The following is a 16519-nucleotide window of genomic DNA, read 5'->3' on the forward strand; positions in this document are numbered from 1 at the left end:
GACGGACTCAACCATCGGATAGCAGGACATTACGACGGCGGCCGGTCACCTCAGGTGACCGGCCGCCGTCGTGCGTGGTTGCTTTTGCCTACTTGGCCGTCGCCAGGAGGCTGGCGCGGACCGTCTTGGTGGCCGCAACAAGGTTGCGCAGGGACTCTTCGGTCTCTGCGTAGCCGCGGGTCTTCAGGCCGCAGTCCGGGTTGACCCAGAGCTGGCGGGACGGGACGTGCTTCACGGCGGTGCTGAGCAGCTCGGTGACTTCCTGCTCACCCGGGACGCGCGGCGAGTGGATGTCGTAGACGCCCGGGCCGACGCCGCGGCCGAAACCGTGGGACTCGAGGTCGTGGACAACCTCCATGCGTGAACGTGCGGCCTCGATCGAGGTGACGTCAGCGTCCAGTCCGTCGATGGCGTCGATGATGGCGCCGAACTCGGAGTAGCACAGGTGGGTGTGGATCTGCGTGGAATCGGCAGCACCGGCAGTGGCAAGTCGGAACGAGTTCACGGACCAGTCCAGGTATGCGGCCTGGTCTGCCTTGCGCAGCGGAAGGAGTTCCCGCAGGGCGGGCTCGTCCACCTGGATGACCTTGATGCCGGCTGCTTCGAGGTCGGCGATTTCGTCGCGGAGCGCCAGGCCCACTTGGTTGGCGGTCTCCCCCAGCGGCTGGTCGTCACGGACGAAGGACCAGGCCAGGATGGTGACCGGACCGGTGAGCATGCCCTTCATCGGCTTGCTGGTCAGCGACTGGGCATACTCGGCCCACTTCACAGTGATGGGGGCGCTGCGGGTGACGTCGCCCCACAGGATGGACGGACGGGTGCAACGTGAGCCATAGGACTGCACCCAGCCGTGGACCGTGACGTCGAAGCCTTCCAGGTTCTCGGCGAAGTACTGGACCATGTCGTTGCGCTCGGGCTCGCCGTGCACCAGGACGTCGTAGCCGAGCTCTTCCTGCAGCTCCACGACGCGCTTGATCTCGTCCTTCATGAGTTGCTCGTACTGCTCGTTGGTGAGGTCGCCCTTGTTGTTGCGCGCACGGGCCGAACGGATTTCGGAGGTCTGCGGGAAGGAGCCGATGGTGGTGGTGGGCAGTGGCGGCAGGTGAAGGGCCTCTTCCTGGGCGGCTTCGCGGACCGGGTACTCGGAGCGGTTGAAGTCGGCCGCGGTCAGGGCCGCGGTGCGGGCCCGGACGTCGGCGCGCTGCACACCTTCGGCGGCGGCACGGGAGGCGATGATGCGCGTGGCTTCGTCGATGGCCGACTGCACTGAGCCTGTCTCACTGCCGGCAGCGTCGGTCAGCAGGCCGGCGAGGGTTGCTACTTCAACGGCCTTCTGGTCCGCGAACGCCAGCCAGCTGCGGAGCTGCTCGGACAGCTGGGTCTCTTCCTCGACGTCGTGCGGGACGTGCTGGGTGGAGGTGGAGGTGCTGATGGCCAGCTTGGTCACGGACTTCTTCAGTTCGGCGATCTTCTCGGCAGAGGCGGCCAGGTCGTTGCGCCAGATGTTGTGGCCGTCCACGACGCCGGCAACCAGGGTTTTGTTGCCCAGTGCAGCGAGTGCCGCAGCGGACGGAACAGCGCCCTTGAAGACGTCGACGTGCAGCGCGTCGATGTTGGTGGCGGCGAGGGTGCCGAGCTGGCCGTTCAGTGCGCCGTACGGGGTGGAAACGAACAGCTGCGGGCGGCGGCCTGCAGCGGACAGGACCTCGTAGGAGCGGGCAACCGCGGCCTGGATCTCCTCGGCGGACGTGTCCTGGTCAACCACCAGTGCGGGCTCGTCCAGCTGGACCCAGCTGGCGCCGGCAGCGGCGAGCTTCTCCAGCAGCGCGGTGTAAACCGGCAGGATGTCCTCAAGGCGGGACAGCGGGCTGAATCCGGCCGGGGCGTCGTCGGAAGCCTTGCTCAGCAGCAGGAAGGTGACCGGACCAACGATGTACGGGCGGGTCTCCACCCCGTTGGCAAGGGCGTACTCGAATTCCTCGACGATGCGGTTGGAGGTCAGCGCGAAGTTGGTCTCCGGACCGATTTCCGGCACCAGGTAGTGGTAGTTGGTGTCGAACCACTTGGTCATTTCAAGCGGCTGCTCTTCCTTGTTGCCGCGGGCCAGGGTGAAGTACCCATCGATGTCCAGCTGTCCCTCGGCGTTGAGGAGGTTTCCGAAACGGGCCGGTACGGCGCCGAGGTGGGCGGCGGCGTCGAGCACCTGGTCGTAGAAGGAGAAGGTGCCCGGAACAGCGGCGGCTTCGGTCAGGCCGAGTCCCTGCAGGCGCGTGGCGGTGCCCAGCTGGATTTCCTTCGCGGCGGCATCGAGGGCGGCGGCGTCGATCTTGCCGGCCCAGTAGGCTTCGACGGCCTTCTTCAGTTCGCGGCGGCGGCCGATGCGCGGGTAGCCCAGGATCGAAGCGGACGGGAAGGGAGTGGTCACGGCCGGGGTGTTCTGCTCAGTCATGTGGAATTCCTTGGGTGTTGGTGAAAATCAGTGGTGTTGGATGCTGAAAGCGCCAGTGCTGACGGGCGGGGGTACCGACAGGCAGTGCCGACAAGCAGTGCTCCCGGCGGGCGGTGCCGGGTGCCGGGTCGGGCGCGTGGTTCTGGCGGGCGGGCGAAGCCGGCTCAGCTGGCCATTTCCTGGTGGCGGCGGGCAATGGCATTCAGCCTGCTCGCCGGACGGGCGGGGCGTGGCAGGGCCAGCTTGTCCAGGACCTCCAGAGCACACGCGTGTTCGTTGAAGGTGTACAGGTGGATGCCCGGTGCTCCGGCGTCCAGGGCTGCGTTGGCCAGGTCCACCGTTGCCCGGACGCCGATCAGCCGGCGTTCGGCGTCGGTGTCCGCAGCTGCCAGGCGTGCCATGAGTTCCGGTGCGGGTTCGACGCCGGTCAGCTCAGCCAGTCGGTTGAGCCGCCGCACGCTGGTCAGGGGCATGACGCCCGGGATGATGGGGATGGTGACCCCGGCCCGGCGTGCCCTCGTGATGAGGTCGGCATACTGCTCGGTGTGGAAGAACACCTGCGTGATGGCGAAGTCCGCGCCGGAGCGCTGCTTGGCCAGCAGCACCTCGACGTCGTGGGCTTCAGTGGGTGATTCCGGGTGACGCGTCGGGTACGCGGCCACGCCGACCGCCACCTTGCCGGCACACAGCAGTGCCGAACGTCGCTGCTCCACGCGGCGGATCAGCTCGATCAGGTCCTGGGCGTACCGCAGGGAACCGCTAACCGGTGCTGCGCCGTCCTTAGGCCTGTCACCGCGGAGGGCCAGGATTCCCCGGACACCCACGTCAAGGAGCTCGCCGATGATTTCGGAGAGTTCCTCCGGCGTGTTGCCCACACAGGTCAGGTGGGCCAGCGGGCGCAGCGTCGTCTCCAGCAGGAGCCGGTTGATGAGTTCGACGGCGGTGTCCCGGTTTGATCCGCTGGCGCCGTATGTCACGGAAACGTAGTCCGGGTCCGTGGCTTCCAGCTCGCCAATGGTGGTCCAGAGCGATTCGGCGGCCGCCGGCGAACGTGGCGGGAACAGCTCGTACGAAAGCGCCACCGGGGCGGCGTCGGAGAGATTCGGATGTGTGTCAATAAGGCTAGGTGGAGACATTTGCGTCCTTGGCTTTGGGCCATTGCCGGCAGCTGCGCCTCAGTCCATGGGACTTTGGAAACGCTGAACCGTCAATGAATTTGAGTTTGGGAACACGGAGAGAACTTCGGCAGGGCGCAGCCGCGACTGTTACGCCTGACAGGAAGTTGTCCGTGAGCAAATGTCAGGCCCACATGGGGGCACCCACACCCTCCTGGCGGAGGATCGCTGACACGTTACCTCGGTAACTTGTATAAGACTCTAGGGCCCTGCTCCGGGGCGTTCAAGCCGGGCCCCGAATTAAGACGCACCTTTACGCTCTGTTGCGCCACCGGACAGAACATTGTTCGCCGAAAGGCCGGTAATTGACCAGTACCCGGAATGGTTTGCACGGCAGTCCGCGGATTCAAGGCTGGCGGCGGACCGCTTTCCGTAGCTTCCGGCGCCCCAACCACACCGCTGCGGCCATCAGGCCGAGGACATCGGCGAATCCGAGGATAGCCTCCCAGGGCAGCTCGATATCCCCGCTGTTGAGGTTGTTGAAGAACGAACCCAGCGGGGTGAGCAGCGGCCACAGGACAAGCACGTTCCGGACGAGCGCAAAGGCCACGGCGTAGACGACGCCGAGCCCGAACAGGAAGACCATTCCTAGTCCGCTCATCCCGTAGCCGACGTGGTACACCGCGTACAGGGCCGCCGCGAGTGCTATGCCCGGGATCTGCCCCAGGCTCGCACTCAGGTTCGTCTGGACAAAACCTCTAAAGAAAACCGTCTCAAAGGCCCCGACGGTCAGCGACATAACCAGCAGCGGAACCCAGTCCACGGGCGCCGGTAGCGCACGGCCCCAGAGGGTGATGGCGAACTGGATTGCAGACAGGACGAGGCCCAGGGCGACAGCCTCTTTCCAGTTTCCCGCCCACAGGCCCAGGTCAGACAAGGGCCGTCGCCGCTGCACCGTATAGAACACCGGCCCAGCGACTCCCAGGACAAGTCCGGTGCCGAAGCACAGGAAGAGACCCAGGACGTTGGCAGGGGTGAAGACCGTGAATGCCACCCTGAAGAGCGCCACGACGGCGAGGTACAGTGCCGCGACCACGGCCAGGTCCAGCTTGTCGACCCTTATCCGTGCCCTACCGCGCCTCCGGAGTCCGGGACCTGCCAGGAGGGCGAGCACCAATGCTGAAGCCGGGATCACCAAACCGTAGACAGTCAGGTCCAGGAACGCCAGCGAGAGCACCGCCGCAACGAGCCACGAAGCCCACATCCATTGACGCACGTTTACACGCCTGGCAATCTTCATCCGCCGCCGCCGCTCTGTTGATCGGCCTCCCCTGTCAACAGCGTGACGCGCAATAGTTCCCGGCGCTAGGGGATTTGGTCGCAACCTCCGCGCATCACCAGGGTTTGTCTGTTCCGGCCCCGGTGTCGGCATTCCGGAGATACTCGTTCCGCTGCATGCCGCCGTTGCGTTCCCGCTGCGCGGACTTGGCCGACTCCTCCAGCTTGTCCAGCTGGCTCTGCTGCGGTTCCGGATCGGGCTGCGGCTGCTTGTCGCCGGACCCGGCTTCAGCCCCGGCCCCCGCATCTCCGAGCTTGTCCGCTTTGCCCTGCAGCCTTTGTTCCGCTTCCCGGAGGCGGTCGCCTTCGCCGTCCGCCCCGTTGGCGGCGGCCTCGCCGCCCTCCGGGTTGAAGCAACCGGGCGGAGCGGCCTTGACCGCCGCCAGTCCGTCGGCGTAGAGGCGGTCCGCTTCGGCGCCGGAGCCGGCCGACTCGGCGGCCTTGTCTGCCAGCCGTTCGATGCTCAGGACCAGGTTGACGCGCACCTTGCATTCGTCAGCGGGCGGCGCATCAGCGAGGGCTGCTTGAAAGAGCGCCCGGGCACCGCCGTAGTCCCCGCCCAGCACCAGGGCATCGGCGGCCGCAAAAGGCGCCTTGTGCCGTTCCACGATATTGGCGACACCCAGTCCGGATGCCGCGGATGCAAGGGCGGCCTGGTCACCGCGGCCGAATGATCCTGCCGCCTCGCCGCCCAGGTAGCCGACGCTCAGAAGCTTGACGGCGAGCGCCACGGCGACCAACACAGGCAGCGCGGATCCGAGCAGCAAACGGCGCCGTCGGCGGCTGCGCAGGCCCTGCCCCGGTTGTTGTTCCGATGCCCCGGTCATGCGCGGACCTCCCGTTTTCCGGTCCTGAGCTGCCTCAGCTGGCGGAGCACCGTGAGGCTCTCCCACAGCGCGAGGAAGAACGCGGCCAGTGCCGGCGCCCAGTACAGTTCCACCCTGCCCTCGAGTGACCCGGTTGTTTCGTGGAGGGCGCCGGGCCGGGCCGCCTGCATCATCGGGGCCACTCCATCCCCGGCAGCCCGGTGGACATAGGGAACGCCGAGCTGCGCTGCGATCCCCCGCAGCGTGTCCTCGTCGATTCGTGACACGGCGTCCCCGGCGCTTTCGCCGCTGCGGTCCTGGATGTAGCCGGCGGCATCGTCGGCTACATAGCTGGTCTTCTCCTTCATACGCCCGCCCTGGTCTGTGCCGTAGCCGAGCACCGCGCCGCCGTTGACCAGCGAAGCATCCACGTTCATGGGCTCCGGTGCCCTGCCGCTGGTCTGCTCGCCGTCGCCAAAGTAGAAGACGATCCGCGCCCGCTCCGGGTGGCTCTCCCGCGCTGCCCCCAGCCGTTCGTTGAGGACGGTCCGGGCGGCGGTGACGCTGCTGCCTGTCGAGTACAAGGTGATCTGGGGTTCCAGCACACCGGTCAACGTATCAAGGGCGGAGGTGTCCGTCGTCAGCGGCATTCGGACCACCGTCTGGGAATCGAACGTGATCATGGAAAACCGGGCCCCGGCCAGCTCCCCGGCGATGGCCATGATGTCCTTCCGGACGCCGTCCAGCCTGGGGCTGCCCGTGCCGTAGTCTTCGGCGGAGATGCTGCTGGTGGTATCCACCACGAAGAAGACGTTCAAGTCGCTTGCCGCTGCCCGGACGCTGCCGCCGGGTAAACCCGGGCGGAGCGCCGCCAGCATCAGCAGGACCACAAGGCCGGAGGGCAGCAGCCACCCGCGCAGTCCGGCACTGCGGAGCCGGCTTCGGACGGCCGTCCACGCAAGGAAGACGACGACGGCGACAACAACCGGCAGCATGATCCACCACGGCCAGATGGGCTGGACTGTCATGACCGGAGCCTCCAGGTAGCCCCGGCCAGCACCAGGCCGGACAGCAAGGCGATGCTCAGGGGAATCTCGGCACGGTCCGAAACGGCGGCTTGCGGGGCGGCTTTGAAGGCGGTGGCCTCCGTGGACTGGACCCTGCGGATGATCTCCCCGACCGCTTCCGGGCTGTCCAGCGGGTAGTACGCACCGCCGGTGCCTTCCACAGCGGTGCGCAGCTGAACCCCTGGCTGGTCCGGGTCCGTGCCGTAGTCGAAGTCTCCGGGGTTGAGGGCATAGACCCGGACGTCCTGCTTCTTGGCCAGTGCCGCCGCTTCCTGCAGGGTGAAGATGGGCTCGCCGGAAATGAAATTATCGGTGGCCAGTACGACGGAGCGGGATCGCTCCTCCCTGCCGCTTCCGGCCTGCTCTCCCGTGCCGGTATCGCCCCCGTTTGACGGGAAGCCCTGTACGCAGGAAGCCAATCCGTCACCGATCAGCGAGGAGCCCGCACCGTTCCATGTGCCGTCCAGGAACGCGGCGCTGCCGGGTGCGCCGTCAAATGCTTTCCGGGCTGCTTCGAGCTGCCCCTGCACGACGTCGTAATCATCGGTCAGGGGGAAGACCTGTACCGCGCTGCTGTCGAAGACGGTCAGGCCCAGCCGTTCGCCGTCGAATCCCGCTGCGAGCCGGGCAAAAACTTCCACCACCGCTGCATCGGCGCTGCTCATGGATCCCGAGGCGTCAAGGCACAGGATGATGTCGCGGTTGCGCTGTTCGGGGCTGACTGTGCTTCGTTCGGCGGGACGTGCTGCTGCCGCCACGGCCGCCGCCATCAACACCACACCGGCGACGGCGGCAACGGTGAGCCATCGCCGGTGGCGCCGCACAGCGGCCTGGTACTCCGGCAACTCCGTGAGCCGGTGGCCGTGCGCCACAGGCCGCCGGGCGGAGTCGTCGCCCCGCTGCCGTTTCCAGGCCATCCAGCACATCCCTGCGCCCGTAAGGATCGCCGCCGGAATCATCCACCAGAAGATCAGTTCCATGTCCGGACCACCTCCCGGGCCGTTTCCGCCGCAACCGCGACAGAGTCGCCAAGCTCGGTGTCGCCAACGTCGGTGTCGCAGGGTCCCGGGCTAAATTCCGCCGGATAGAGGCTGCTGACGGCCAGGGCGGCAGCCGGGATGTTCTGCTCGTTGAGCTCAGCCAGGGTCATCCGTGGAGCGTCAATCCCTGCGATGTCGCGGACAAAGCTCCGGATAAGCAGGCTGAGCTCCTGGTGCGAGGCGCGTGCGGACAGCCTGCCGGCCGCGGCGTCAGCCGTCACAACATCGATACGGCGCAGGTAGTCCCGTTTCAGGCTGGACGGATCCGAAGGCGGCGCGGGGGGAGCTGCGGCGGACATGTCGGGCCGCCGCCGCGTGCTCAGGATCACGTAGGCCAGCCACGCGGCCACGAGCACCAGAACGCCAAGGCCGGCCCACGGCAGCCAGGCACTGTAGGCCAGGGGGGCATAGAATCCGGTGTCATTTCCCACGGCGGTGCCGTTCCAGCAGGGTGAACACCGCAGGCATCACATCATGGCTGCTGCCCGCATCGACGTGGGCAATGCCCATCCGCCGCAGCACAGCCTCCCGGGCGGCATCGCGCTGCTCCTGCGCCGCGGCATAGGCCCGGATGATGGCATCAGACGCCGCAAGGCGTCCGGGAAGGAAGCCGGCATCCGCAACGTCGTAGCGGTCGACGGGTTCGGCGGGGTTCGGTCCGGCGGCGGGTCCGGCGGGGTTCGGTCCGGCGGCGGGTCCGGCGGGGTTCGGTCCGGCGGCGGGTCCGGCGGGGTTCGGTCCGGCGGCGGGTCCGGCGGGGTTCGGTCCGGCGGCGGGTCCGGCGGGGTTCGGTCCGGCGGCGGGTCCGGCCAACTGCGCGTCGCGGACGGTCAGCCAGAGGACTTCGTGCTGCGCGCGCAGCCGCCGCAGCAGCCGCTCCATCCCGGCATCCGGCACCAGCTCGTCGGCCACAACGAAGAGCAGCATGCGCTGGCCGAAGTTGCGTGCCACATAGGAGAGCTGCTCGCTGATGTTGCTTCGGGGCGAGGCCAGCGCCGTGGCCCCGTCGACTTCGCGAAGAAGCCTTTCCAGGTGGGCCTCGCCGGCTTTCGCGGGCAGCGACCGGGTCGACGTCCCGTCGCCGCACACGAGCCCCACTACGTCGCCGTGACGGTGGGCAAGGTAGCCCACCACGCCCAGGGCCATCACGGCAATGTCCTTCTTCTCCTCGCCGCCGAGCGAGGAAGCAGCCATGTTGCGTCCGGTATCCGTGACCAGCAGCACTGTCTGCCGCCGCACTGCAACATAGCGTTTGATGAGCGGGGATCCGTGCCGGGCAGAGGCTTTCCAGTCGATGTCGCGGACTTCGTCTCCGGGAATGTAGGCACGGAGGTCGTCAAAGTCCAGGCTGCGCCCCTTGAAAACGGAACCGTATTCGCCGTCGAGCATCCCGCGTGCCTTGCGGTGGGCGAAGATCGACATTTTAGATTTCACCCGGGTCAGGAGGCTGGCCATGCGGGCGCGCTCAGGGAGTCTGGACGGACGCCACGATGGCATCGATGACGGTTTCGACCGGAACCTGCTCCGCGACCGCTTCGAAGCCAAGGATAATCCTGTGCCGGAGCACGCGGTGGGCCAGTGCCTTCACGTCCTCGGGGATCACGTGGTCCCGGCCGTTCAGGAGTGCGACAGCGCGGGCGGCCTGGCTGAAGGCGATACTGGCGCGCGGGCTGGCTCCGAATTCGATAAAACCCGCCAGGCGGGAGTCGATGTACTGGGCGGCGTTCCGGGTGACAAACACCAGCCCCACGATGTAGCGCACTATTGCGGGATCGATGTAGACGCGTTTGACCAGCTCCTGCACTTCCGAGACCGCGTCCAGGGACGCAGCCGCCGCTGGGCGCTGTTCATCGGTGAAGACGCCGGAATCGATCCTGCGGATGATCTCGGCCTCTTCGGCCGGCGTGGGGTAGTCCAGGACGTCTTTGAGCATAAAGCGGTCCATCTGGGCCTCGGGCAGCAGGTAGGTGCCCTCCTGCTCGATGGGGTTCTGCGTCGCCAGGACAAGGAACGGGGAGGGCAGCCGGTGCACCACTCCCCCGATGGATGTCTGCCGCTCCTGCATCGCCTCGAGCATGGCGCTCTGCGTTTTCGCACTGGAGCGGTTGATCTCGTCCAGGAGGACGATGTTGGCGTGGACCGGGCCAAGCTGGGTGACGAACGTGCCCTTGGCGGCATCGTAGATCTGCGTGCCCACGATGTCGCTGGGGAGCAGGTCCGGCGTGCACTGAATCCGCCGGAACTCTGCGCTGACGGCCTCCGCCACCGTCTGCGCGGCGGTGGTCTTCGCGAGTCCGGGGACGCTTTCGAGCAGGATGTGCCCGCCGGTCATGAGCCCCACCAGCAGCGATTCACGGAGCCTTGCCTGCCCCACAACCTTTGCGTCGAAGCTGCGGGAAATGCTGCCCATGACCTGCTGCGCCCGGGCCAGCTCCGCCGCTTCGATCCGGACGGCGGCCGTAGTCTGAAGCACTGGAAGTCCCCCTGGTTGCTGTTCATGAACGGCCGCGGCTGCTGCCGGATGTCCGGCGGTCACTAGGCGACCGCCACGGGCCATACTATCCAAGCCCCGGGCGGCGGATTGCACAATGGGGACCACTCCCCATGCAGGCCGCGCAGGACTATCCTGATGGCATGATCCAGCTTCCAGCCAGTTACCAGGAGTATCTCGCCGGTAAGAGCGAGAGTTTCATCAACACTGTCCGTCCGATCCTCATGCAGTCGGCGGCGGAAAAGATGCACGGCGTCAGGGTCCTGTACAACCCCGGCCCTACCGGCCATCAGGCCCATCTGGACGACACGATCCCGTTCGGGACAGTGGTCGAGGACATCGACTGAAGGCGGCTCAGCCCTTCATCGCCCCGGACAGCGCAAACGACCCGCCAGCTCCCCGCGCCACCAGTACGTAGAGGACCAGGACCGGAACCGAATAGAGAATTGAGAATGCGGCCAGCTGACCGTAGGCGACCGCACCGTGCTGTCCGAAAAAGCTGAAGATTGAAACCGACGCGGGCTGCTTTGACGGCGACAACAAAAGGATGAAGGGTACGAAGAAGTTCCCCCACGTCTGGATGAAGACGAAAATGAACACCACCCCCAGCCCCTGGCGCATGAGCGGCAGCACGACGGAACGCAGGGCAGTGAGCCCGGACGCGCCGTCCACCCAGGCGGCCTCCTCCAGCGAAACGGGCACCGCATCCATGAAGTTCTTGGTCATCCAGATGGCCATGGGCAGCGAAGTTGCCGCCAGGAAGAGGACCGTGGCCGGCAGCGAATCCAGCAGGCGCAGCTGGACGAACAGACCATAGACGGGCACCATGATGGCCGTGATCGGCAGGCAGGTGCCGCACAGGATCGAATACATGAACGGCCGGTTGAACCTGGACTGGAAACGGGACAGCGGGTAGGCGGCCAGCACGGCTGCCGCCAGAGTCACTGTTGCCGTCCCGGCGGAGAGCAAGAGGCTGTTCCAGAGCGGGCCGAGCAGTAAGTCCGGGGTGAGGACAGCCGCGAAGTTGTCGAGCGAAGCACTGGCCGGCAACTGTGTCTGGTAGCCCGCCGTTGTGTCCAGGGAGGCGAACACCAGCCAGAGCAGCGGCAACACGAAGCAGGCACCAATCAGCAGCAGGGCCGCGTCTGCCGGAGTCCGGGCCCGGCGGAATCCCGGCGACGCAACTCCCCGGCGGGTGGCCCGCCGTGAAGCGACTGCTAAGGGCGGCCGGCCTGTCGTCCTCATCGTTTGTCCCCCTTCAGCAGCCGCACGTAGCCAATCCCGAACACCAGGCCCAGGACAATGAGCACCGAGGCGATCGCCGTGCCGTAGCCAATGTCTCCGAACTTGAAGGCCTCCTGGTAGGCGAGGACCGGCAAAGTGGTGCTGGCATTGGACGGTCCGCCGGCCGTCATCACCCAGATCAGGGTGAACACGGCCAGGGTCTGGAGCGTGACGAGCATCAAATTGGTGGCGATGCTGGACCTGATGAGCGGCAGGGTGATGAACACCAGGCGCTGCCAGCCGGAAGCGCCGTCCATCAGGGCTGCCTCGGAGATGTCCCTGGGAACGTCGGCCAGGGCCGCGCGGTACACCAGCATGGAGAACGCGGTGCCGCGCCAGATGTTGGCCAGCACCACGGCAACCATGGGGTAGGCGTAGAGCCAGTCCGCACCGGCAGCGCCGGCATTGCCGAGCAGCTGGTTCAGCGTCCCGTCCTTGCTGAAATAGGCGTAAGCGGCAAAGGCCGCCACGATCTCGGGGAGCACCCAGGCGGCGACCACTGCAGTACCCACAACGGCGGACACCGGCTTCCGGGCGCGTGTCATCAGTCCGGCAATCAGGAGTCCCAGCAGGTTCTGGCCCACCACCGCTGACGCAACAACGAAGACGATGGTCAGGAGGACGGCGGCCGGGAACGCAGGGTCACTGAGCAGCCGCACGTAATTCTCGACGCCGGTCCAGGCCGGGTTCCTGGCGTTGCGGCCGGTGAGGGCGGCGTTGGTGAAGGAGGCGTGGAAGGACCACAGGACGGGCGCCGCCAGGAAGAGGAGAAGCAGCAGGACGGAGGGGACCACCGGCAGCAGCCGGAGCTGCCGCCGGACAGTTCGTCGTTCAGCCATGCGCTATTTCTGCAGGACCTTGGCGTCACCCACCTGGTCCCTGACTGTCTTGTCGTACTGCGCGGCTGCCTCCTGCGGTGAGAGGGCACCGGTGATCACGGCTTCGGTTGCCTCCTGGACCGCGGCGGAGATCCGCGGATAGTCCGCCGTGGCGGGCCGGTAGTGGGTGACGGATACGAGTTCGGAGACGTCTTTGACGAACGGATTTGCCGCCAGGTACTCGGCTTCGGCGGCGACGTCCGTCCGGACCGCGATCTGGGATCCGGACACGGTGAACGCCAGCGAGTTCTTCTTGCTCACGGCCTCGGAAAGGAACTTGAACGCCAGGTCCGGGTTTTTGGAGTCGGCTCCGACGGCCAGCGTCCAGCCACCGGACATGCTGACGCCGCCGGGTTCCTGGCCACGCTGGGTGGGGAATTTCGCCACCCCCATGTCCTCGGCATAGCCTGCCCATTCGTAGTTGCCGCCCTTCTGCCAGAACGACGGCGTGTAGGAACCTTCCACGGTGGCGCCCATCTTGCCCTTGGGCAGCCATTCGCCGAAGACCTTCTTCCAGACGTTGGCGTCAAGCGCCTCGGCAGGCGTGACGGCAAGTCCTTCGTCGTAGAGTGTCTTCAGGAAAGCCAGGGAATCGGTGAACCCCCGGGAACCGATCACCCATTTTTTCTCCTGCTGGTCATAGAGTTCGCTGTCCGTGCCGTACAGCAGTTCGTAGAAACTCTGCATGACGGTTCCTTCACCGGTGGCCTTGCCGGCATACATGTTGAAGGGGACCAGGGACGGGTCCGCCGCTTTCATCTTGCGGGCGGCTTCGAGTATTTCGTCCCAGCTCCGGGGCTGCCAGGGAACCGATATGCCTGCTTTTTGCAGGACTTTCTTGTTGTACCAGATGGCGCGGGTGTCGGTTCCCAGGGGCACAGCGTAGATCCCGCCGTCGTCTCCTGTGCCGGCAGCTTTGGCGGCCTCGTTGTACAACTTCCAGTCGTCCCATTTTTCGAGATACCCGTCCAGTTTCAGGAGGTATCCGGCGTCGACATCGGACCTCACTTTGAAGGTGTCCTCGTAAAAGACGTCCGGGGCGGTCTCGGACGACCGGAGGGCCAGCGCCAGCTTGGTGCCGTAGTCGTCATCGTTGGCCTCGATGGGCTGCAGCTCCACTTTGGTGCCCTGGTTGGCAGCTTCGAAGTCCTTCTTGGCGTCCTTGAACAAGGTGTCCAGGGCAGAAAACGAGTCAGTCTTCTGGTAGACGATCTTCAGGGTCCGGTCTTCGGCGGCCGGTTTCTCCGCGGAGCAGGCTGATGTGGCCAGCAGCGCTGCCGCCGACATCAGCGCCGCAAGTATTTTGGCAGGGCGGTGCATGACGCTCCAATCTTCGAGCGGCTGCAGCCCCCAATGTCCTCCAGCTGGCCCCAGCCTTTAGCCGATATGCAATTTCAGGTTAGTGCTCCGCACTGACAGGGCAACGGAATGCCGGCGTCAGCCTTCCAGCAGCAAGCGCTGTGCGCGCGGGGCCAGCGTATGCTCCAGCACCAGGCAGGCCGCACCGATGGCTCCGACGTCCTCTCCCACCCCGGTCCCGACAACTTCTATCCCGTGGATCTCGCGGGCTGCGCTGTTGTCTGCCAGCAGTTGGGGAACACGGTCCAGGTACCTCCGTGAGAGGCGCGTCCAGAAGGGGCCGCCGAAGACGACCCTTTCGACGTCGAGGGTGTTCGTGACCACTGCCACGGCCCGGGCGACCAGGACGGCGGAGTGGTCGATGATCTCCCCCGCCTGGCTGTTGCCGGCGTCGGCCTCGTCGCAAAGTTTGGCGAAGCTCTCCTGGATGTCCAGCGCACCGGAGGGATGGCGCACAACCTCCAGCACGCCGGCGGCTTCGGCCTGCGCCACGAGGACCTGCGGGATGCTGCTTGACTTCACGCAGCCCCGAAGTCCGCAGTCGCAGGGCGGACCGTCCGGGTCAACAATGATGTGCCCGATTTCACCGGCATTCCCCGAAGTCCCGCGCACCACTTCATCGTTCAGGACGATGCCGCAGCCGATGCCTGTGCCCATGTACATAAAAATGAAGCTGCCGGAGCCGCTCGGGCCGCCTGCCCAGGTTTCGGCGACGGCGGCGCTGGTGACGTCCTTGTCCACCAGGGTGGACAGTCCGGTGGCCTCCGCGAGGGCATCGCGCAGGGGCACACGGTCCCAGCCCAGCAACAGCGGCGGATCCACGACGGTTCCCTCATCCAGGTTGATGGGGCCGGGGGCTGCGACGCCGAGCCCGGCGATCTTGTCCGGGTCGACGCCGGAGGCTGCCACCAGGTCCTTGATCTCGGCGGCAATGGTGGCGATGATGCCGTCGGGGTCGCTGGCGCCCGGGGTGTTGATCCGTGAGTGCCTGACGACGGAGCCGACGAGATCCAGCACCACGAAAGTGGTCACGGCGGGATCGAGGTGGACCCCCACGGCATACATTCCGGCAGGGTTCAACCGGAGGATGGTGCGCGGCTTACCCGGCCCGCTTCCTTCCTTACCGGCTTCGACGATGAGGTTCTGGTCAAGCAGCCGGCGGGAGATGTTGGAGATGGTTTGCGGGGAGAGCCCTACGATCTGGGCGAGTTCCACCCGGCTGAGGCCTCCCGAGGACCGGCGGATGGCATCCAAAATCACCGTGAGATTGAAGTCCCCCATACGGGGCAAATTGGTTCCGCGCCTCGGCGTTGGCGTGCGGATCTCAGTCACGGATTCCCCTAAACGTCTTCGGTTATGCACTTCTGATGCTTGAATCGTACGTTACCTGCGCGCGCGGCGGTACGCTCCCACGCGGACTTCCGGGACCGTGCTTTCGCTTCCGGGCGGGACAGCACCGGGCGCGGGCGTCCCGTCACCTGCACCATTACTGGTGCGGAGCGCGTCCGGTGCTGACGGCCACCGTAAACTTTGCGTTCCTGCCGGCCACGCGGGTGGGGCCGACGTACCGTTCCAGGGCCGGCAGGTACTGCAGGTGGCTGTTGTACACGGTCCAGAGTTCGCCGCCCGGCTCCAGCACCCTTCCGGCGGCCCGGAACATCTTGATTCCCGCCCCCGCGTGGACGCTGGCACCCAGGTGAAAGGGCGGATTCAGCAGGATGAGGCCGGCGCTGCTGTCCGGGAGCGAGCTCATGGCGTCGTCCTGGAGAACGGTGACCCGGCCCCCGAGTCCGTTGGCTTCCGCTGTGGCCCGGGCGGAGTCGACGGCGGCCGCCGACTGGTCTGTCGCCGTGACCTTCGATTCCGGATGGCTTTTGGCATACATGGCGGCCAAAATGCCGGTGCCGCACCCGAGGTCCACCACGTTCCCGGCCGACGGCATGTCAGGCAGGTACCTCAACAGGAACCGTGTCCCGATGTCGAGCTTTGTGCCGGCGAACACCGCACCCCGCGCGCAGACGGTGAGTTCCAGTTCGCTGTTGCTTTCGGCGACGGGAAACGGCGGCGGTCCCGTAACGGGCCGGGGGTCCCTGGCAACCAGGACCCTGGATTTCTGCCGTGCCAACTGTGGCTGGACATCGCTGAAGTGGCGTTGCAGGACGGCGTTCATGCCCAGGCTCATGTGCTTGATCCGGCCGCCTGCCATCAGGACCGTGTGCGGCGCTGCATAGCGGGCCACGGCGTCGGCCACTTCCTCCAGCTCCGCGAGCGTCTTGGGCAGCTGCAGCAGCACCACGTCGGCGTCGGCGAAAAGGGCCCGACCAAGCGGCAGCTGCTTAAAGCCGGCGTCCACTCCAAGTGCTGCGGCGTTGTTGCGGAGGGCCCGCTCCCCCGTTATCAGGTCCTGGTGGACTTGCACCTGCCGGACGCCACCGGCGGCCAGCGCCCCGAGAGTGAGGGCGCCGTAGCGGTCACCCACTACCGCGACTCGGCTGTCCGGGGCGAGCAGTCCGGCCGCTGTTTCCAGGAGCAGCTTGTCGGTGGCATCCCAGGCCTGCAGGTTGGGGGCTTCGACATCCGGGAACCGGCGCAGACCAGAGAGGACTGATTCCAGGGTGTTGTCCGCCACGTCCAAGCTGCCTCTCCTCTGTTCATCGCCATTCGGCTGACAATCGCCGCGCCAGTACTCGCT

At 66.4% G+C, this 16519-nt stretch carries 15 protein-coding genes; 1 reads left to right on the forward strand and 14 read right to left on the reverse strand.

Annotation, left to right across the window (positions count from 1 at the left end):
* Positions 1-88 precede the first annotated feature (88 nt).
* From metE to ARTH_RS12005, 9 genes are all read right to left on the reverse strand, one after another.
* Positions 89-2449, reverse strand: a complete 2361-nt coding sequence (gene metE, locus ARTH_RS11965; protein WP_011692209.1) for a 5-methyltetrahydropteroyltriglutamate--homocysteine S-methyltransferase — start codon at positions 2447-2449, stop codon at positions 89-91.
* 164 nt (positions 2450-2613) lie between these two features.
* Positions 2614-3585 (reverse strand): methylenetetrahydrofolate reductase, encoded by a 972-nt coding sequence (locus tag ARTH_RS11970; protein ID WP_011692210.1) that lies wholly within the window; start codon positions 3583-3585, stop codon positions 2614-2616.
* A gap of 385 nt (positions 3586-3970) precedes the next feature.
* Positions 3971-4840, reverse strand: a complete 870-nt coding sequence (locus ARTH_RS11975) for a CPBP family glutamic-type intramembrane protease (RefSeq protein ID WP_198011509.1) — start codon at positions 4838-4840, stop codon at positions 3971-3973.
* A 118-nt stretch (positions 4841-4958) separates the two neighbouring features.
* Positions 4959-5729 (reverse strand): hypothetical protein, encoded by a 771-nt coding sequence (locus ARTH_RS11980; RefSeq protein WP_011692212.1) that lies wholly within the window; start codon positions 5727-5729, stop codon positions 4959-4961.
* The gene (locus ARTH_RS11985) at positions 5726-6736 is read right to left on the reverse strand and encodes a vWA domain-containing protein (RefSeq protein WP_011692213.1); all 1011 of its coding nucleotides are present in this window, start codon (positions 6734-6736) and stop codon (positions 5726-5728) included. Before ARTH_RS11985 ends, ARTH_RS11980 begins: the two co-directional genes overlap by 4 nt.
* Positions 6733-7755, reverse strand: a complete 1023-nt coding sequence (locus ARTH_RS11990; RefSeq protein ID WP_011692214.1) for a vWA domain-containing protein — start codon at positions 7753-7755, stop codon at positions 6733-6735. The genes ARTH_RS11985 and ARTH_RS11990 overlap by 4 nt, the downstream gene beginning before the upstream one ends.
* Entirely contained in the window at positions 7746-8246 is a 501-nt protein-coding gene (locus ARTH_RS11995; protein WP_011692215.1) for a hypothetical protein, read from the reverse strand. The genes ARTH_RS11990 and ARTH_RS11995 overlap by 10 nt, the downstream gene beginning before the upstream one ends.
* Positions 8236-9270: a DUF58 domain-containing protein gene (locus ARTH_RS23320; protein WP_071067493.1), complete on the reverse strand. Its 1035-nt coding sequence runs from the start codon at positions 9268-9270 to the stop codon at positions 8236-8238. The genes ARTH_RS11995 and ARTH_RS23320 overlap by 11 nt, the downstream gene beginning before the upstream one ends.
* A gap of 10 nt (positions 9271-9280) precedes the next feature.
* Positions 9281-10288: an AAA family ATPase gene (locus ARTH_RS12005; RefSeq protein WP_043429827.1), complete on the reverse strand. Its 1008-nt coding sequence runs from the start codon at positions 10286-10288 to the stop codon at positions 9281-9283.
* 161 nt (positions 10289-10449) lie between these two features.
* Between ARTH_RS12005 and ARTH_RS12010 the strand changes: the two genes are divergently transcribed.
* Complete coding sequence (locus tag ARTH_RS12010; RefSeq protein ID WP_156810671.1) at positions 10450-10653, forward strand: hypothetical protein; 204 nt, start codon at positions 10450-10452, stop codon at positions 10651-10653.
* A 7-nt stretch (positions 10654-10660) separates the two neighbouring features.
* Here the strand turns inward: ARTH_RS12010 and ARTH_RS12015 are convergent, their stop codons facing one another.
* From ARTH_RS12015 to ARTH_RS12035, 5 genes are all read right to left on the reverse strand, one after another.
* Positions 10661-11551 carry a carbohydrate ABC transporter permease gene (locus ARTH_RS12015; RefSeq protein WP_011692219.1) on the reverse strand — a complete coding sequence of 297 codons (891 nt, stop codon included), beginning with the start codon at positions 11549-11551 and terminating at the stop codon, positions 10661-10663.
* Entirely contained in the window at positions 11548-12429 is an 882-nt protein-coding gene (locus tag ARTH_RS12020; RefSeq protein ID WP_011692220.1) for a carbohydrate ABC transporter permease, read from the reverse strand. Before ARTH_RS12020 ends, ARTH_RS12015 begins: the two co-directional genes overlap by 4 nt.
* Positions 12430-12432: 3 nt before the next feature.
* On the reverse strand, positions 12433-13788 hold the full coding sequence (locus ARTH_RS12025) for an extracellular solute-binding protein (RefSeq protein ID WP_011692221.1): 1356 nt from the start codon (positions 13786-13788) through the stop codon (positions 12433-12435).
* 117 nt (positions 13789-13905) lie between these two features.
* Positions 13906-15159 carry an ROK family transcriptional regulator gene (locus ARTH_RS12030; protein ID WP_011692222.1) on the reverse strand — a complete coding sequence of 418 codons (1254 nt, stop codon included), beginning with the start codon at positions 15157-15159 and terminating at the stop codon, positions 13906-13908.
* 154 nt (positions 15160-15313) lie between these two features.
* The gene (locus ARTH_RS12035) at positions 15314-16456 is read right to left on the reverse strand and encodes a class I SAM-dependent methyltransferase (protein WP_043430760.1); all 1143 of its coding nucleotides are present in this window, start codon (positions 16454-16456) and stop codon (positions 15314-15316) included.
* Positions 16457-16519: the final 63 nt, after the last annotated feature.

It is taken from the genome of Arthrobacter sp. FB24, assembly GCF_000196235.1.
Classification (GTDB): Bacteria; Actinomycetota; Actinomycetes; order Actinomycetales; family Micrococcaceae; genus Arthrobacter.

What these genes read in the sequence shown, in the direction of transcription:
- metE (WP_011692209.1), bottom strand. Translation starts at nt 2,449, where the DNA reads ATGACTGAGCAGAACACCCCGGCCGTGACCACTCCCTTCCCGTCCGCT.
- ARTH_RS11970 (WP_011692210.1), bottom strand. Translation starts at nt 3,585, where the DNA reads ATGTCTCCACCTAGCCTTATTGACACACATCCGAATCTCTCCGACGCC.
- ARTH_RS11980 (WP_011692212.1), bottom strand. Translation starts at nt 5,729, where the DNA reads ATGACCGGGGCATCGGAACAACAACCGGGGCAGGGCCTGCGCAGCCGC.
- ARTH_RS11985 (WP_011692213.1), bottom strand. Translation starts at nt 6,736, where the DNA reads ATGACAGTCCAGCCCATCTGGCCGTGGTGGATCATGCTGCCGGTTGTT.
- ARTH_RS11990 (WP_011692214.1), bottom strand. Translation starts at nt 7,755, where the DNA reads ATGGAACTGATCTTCTGGTGGATGATTCCGGCGGCGATCCTTACGGGC.
- ARTH_RS23320 (WP_071067493.1), bottom strand. Translation starts at nt 9,270, where the DNA reads ATGGCCAGCCTCCTGACCCGGGTGAAATCTAAAATGTCGATCTTCGCC.
- ARTH_RS12010 (WP_156810671.1), top strand. Translation starts at nt 10,450, where the DNA reads ATGATCCAGCTTCCAGCCAGTTACCAGGAGTATCTCGCCGGTAAGAGC.
- ARTH_RS12015 (WP_011692219.1), bottom strand. Translation starts at nt 11,551, where the DNA reads ATGAGGACGACAGGCCGGCCGCCCTTAGCAGTCGCTTCACGGCGGGCC.
- ARTH_RS12020 (WP_011692220.1), bottom strand. Translation starts at nt 12,429, where the DNA reads ATGGCTGAACGACGAACTGTCCGGCGGCAGCTCCGGCTGCTGCCGGTG.
- ARTH_RS12025 (WP_011692221.1), bottom strand. Translation starts at nt 13,788, where the DNA reads ATGCACCGCCCTGCCAAAATACTTGCGGCGCTGATGTCGGCGGCAGCG.